This window comes from Cellulosilyticum ruminicola JCM 14822 (genome assembly GCF_001311925.1).
GTDB classification, from domain to species: domain Bacteria; phylum Bacillota; class Clostridia; order Lachnospirales; family Cellulosilyticaceae; genus Cellulosilyticum; species Cellulosilyticum ruminicola.
Window position 1 is genome coordinate 1 of record NZ_BBCG01000131.1, and the last position, 3,001, is coordinate 3,001.

General features: G+C 29.5%; 3 protein-coding genes and 1 pseudogene. 2 read left to right on the forward strand and 2 right to left on the reverse strand.

From position 1 onward, the window contains the following. A pseudogene (locus tag JCM14822_RS22300) lies at positions 1-169 on the reverse strand (IS5/IS1182 family transposase); the annotation flags it as partial. A gap of 415 nt (positions 170-584) precedes the next feature. Between JCM14822_RS22300 and JCM14822_RS18260 the strand changes: the two are divergent. Together JCM14822_RS18260 and JCM14822_RS21320 are read left to right on the forward strand one after the other, a co-directional pair. Next, entirely contained in the window at positions 585-893 is a 309-nt protein-coding gene (locus JCM14822_RS18260) for a DUF6444 domain-containing protein (RefSeq protein ID WP_054744050.1), read from the forward strand. Between the two features lie 96 nt (positions 894-989). Then, entirely contained in the window at positions 990-1,430 is a 441-nt protein-coding gene (locus tag JCM14822_RS21320; RefSeq protein ID WP_054744052.1) for a transposase, read from the forward strand. An 84-nt stretch (positions 1,431-1,514) separates the two neighbouring features. Here JCM14822_RS21320 and JCM14822_RS18270 read toward each other — a convergent pair whose 3' ends face one another. Further along, positions 1,515-2,477: a tRNA dihydrouridine synthase gene (locus JCM14822_RS18270; RefSeq protein ID WP_054744054.1), complete on the reverse strand. Its 963-nt coding sequence runs from the start codon at positions 2,475-2,477 to the stop codon at positions 1,515-1,517. Positions 2,478-3,001 lie beyond the last annotated feature (524 nt).

A 3,001-nucleotide genomic window follows, 5' to 3' on the forward strand; every position in this document is an offset into this window, starting at 1 on the left:
CGATACTTTCACGACCACCTGGTTTATATAAATCTTTCACTTTGTCATAGATAAAGCTTAAGTCAATAGCTACATCAATTTTTCTTATAAGATGATCTTGAGGTACAAGGTCATCTATACTTAACATTTGTATTTGGGATCTTTCATCATTATTTCTTCTACCCATCATTGTATATCACCTCTACTTCTAGTCTAACAGTAAAAATGGCTGTAGACAATGTAATTGTCTACAGCCTGAGCTAGTCTAATCTAGACTAGCTATAAACGTGCAAAATTAGTTCCAATAATTTTCCAATACGATTTTGAGCAAAATAAAAAACATTTATGACATCTCTTGATATAATTAAGTCGACAAAAAACATAATTATAAAGAGATTACATAAATGTTTAATGACTTAATTATAAATGATTCGTAACTGTTCAGTCGTTGGCTGAATAAATATATTTTTTTGCTGTAGATAAACGAGTTTTTTAGCATGATTTTTTATGTTAGAGTTCCACATTTAAATTTAGTTATCAACTAGCTTTTTGCCTTTCTAAAACATTATACTTTAAGTATATTATTTCGAAAGGATATGAGCAGTTTGAATACAGAGTTATCACCTGACTTTTTACAAAAATTATTTAACAAGATCGATACTCTTACTGATATTATTTCAGAACAAACTGCTACTATTAACAAACTAACTGAAACTATTCAAAAACAAGAAATTGAAATTGCTGAGCTTAAAGAAAAGATCAACAAGAATAATAAAAATAGTTCTAAACCACCATCTAGTGATGGCCTTAGTAAACCACAGCCTAAAAGCCTTCGAAAATCTTCTGATAAAAAACAAGGTGCTCAAAAAGGTCATAAAAGCTCCAGTTTTTCTATTACTCAAGAACCTAATTAAAACCAGGTCAATTAGTAAAAGCACCACCACAGGAGAAATTACCATATAGTTCTTTTGAAGTAAATGAAGAAACTCAAGAAATAGGAAATACCACAAATGAGCTATTTTAGTGAAAATGGTCCACTACATAATCAATGTCCTAGCAAAAAAGAAAAAAAAGACGATAGTGTTAAGTTTAGCAATAAAAGTTATAGTAACAGTAAGATTCGTGAATTAATGCAAACAAAAGAATATATCAAGCTTACTAACAAAAGGGCTGATGTAGAAGGCATTCCTTCAGTCATTCGAAGAAAATATCAAGTGGATGCCATGCCAGTTCGTGGCCTTTTGCGCTCAAAAATAGTGTTTGGCTTCAAAATTGGAGCATATAACTTCAATAAGCTACTAAGATACCTTAAGAAAAAAGGTATCTTAACTTCGGATACAATTTTAAGTATAGCGCTATATACATTTATTGGTAAAAAATTAAGTGCAATAGAGGATGTAAATAAATGTAACTATAATAAGACTTCAAAAACATTAGTTTTTAGGATCTAATTAAATTTTAGGATAATCTTTGTTAAAATTGGTATCAAAAAGGTGCATATAGTATTTCTAATTTTACTATATTATACTTATCTCTTATTTTGCTGAAAATAACCCTGCACCTTTAACAATGTCTTGTTCTTCAAAAAGACTATCTACTGCAACTTCATAATCATGAAGCTTTTGTGCTTTTTTAATTTTCTTTACATAACTTTCTGAATTTGAGAAAATATGCATCATATAAAACCAACTTTCTTTCATCTTAAATAAAACATTACGATCACCAGACATAATTTCTTGATAGCCTTCATAAAGCTTGTCATGAAATGCCTTCAAAATAGTCTTATCCACAGTTTCTCCTGTTTGAATCTCTGTAATAAAACCTGGGTTTACAATGAGTCCACGGCCTAACATCATCAATTCAATTTGTGGACATCTTTCTCTAAAAGCCTCATAATGTGCTGTTGTAAAAATATCCCCATTATAACATACTGAATTTTTACTTTCAAATACTGCTGTCTCAAAAACATCCATATTGGGTGTATTACGATAGTAATCTTTTTGTACACGTGGATGAATAATTAGCTCTTCTAATGGATATTTATTATAAATTGCCATTAACTTTTCAAATTCTGCTGGCTCATCACGTCCAATACGTGTTTTAATTGAAATCTTTGTCACTGCCTCTGCAAATATCTGTTCTAAAAATATATCTAATTCTTCAGGATATGCTAAAAAACCTGAACCTTTTCTTTTTGTCACAACAGTTCCTGAAGGACAACCTAAATTTAAATTCACCTCATCATAACCATAAGCTTTAAGCGCTTTCATTGTACGGATGAAATCTTCTGCATTATTTGTTAAAATCTGTGGTACTACTGTATAACCTATATTATGTTCTGGTAAAATGTCATTTAATTCTCTAGAGGATAATTTACCATGGTGATTGGCAACAATAAAAGGTGTGAAATACTTATCTACATTATTAAAAAAAGCAGCATGTGCATTACGATAAATATATCCTGTTACACCTTCCATCGGGGCAAAATAAAACTTCATATCTATAATAACTCCTTTATTTCTACGCTATATCTAGCTATTCTACAATTGTATTCCTATTATACAATAACTTTCATTTTATAGCCACCTAAAAGGAATTGCTGATTGCAGTTTTATTAAGACTAAAGTTTAAGCAGCTTCTCTACAGATATATTTAGCTCCTTTGCATCTTTAGATACTGTTGTTATAACTGGCACCCCTGTAACCTTTTCAATCATTTTTAAGTTATCTTCTTCCATTGTACTTTTCGTCATGATAATGATTTAATTTTATTTATTTAACACAAATGACATGTATTATTTGTAATCTTTTTCTAAAGTTTCAAAGTAAGGTAATAATCTCATAATTTGATCTTTATTTACACAATAAGCAATTCGTACATAATCTAAACAACCAAATCCATCACTTGGAACAAAAAAGAGTCCATATTCCTCAATATCATTTAGTTAAGTGATATTATATAAAAAAGGTCATCTACGAATAGTTAAATATTTGTAGATGATTTTTTATATCTTAACGAGTTG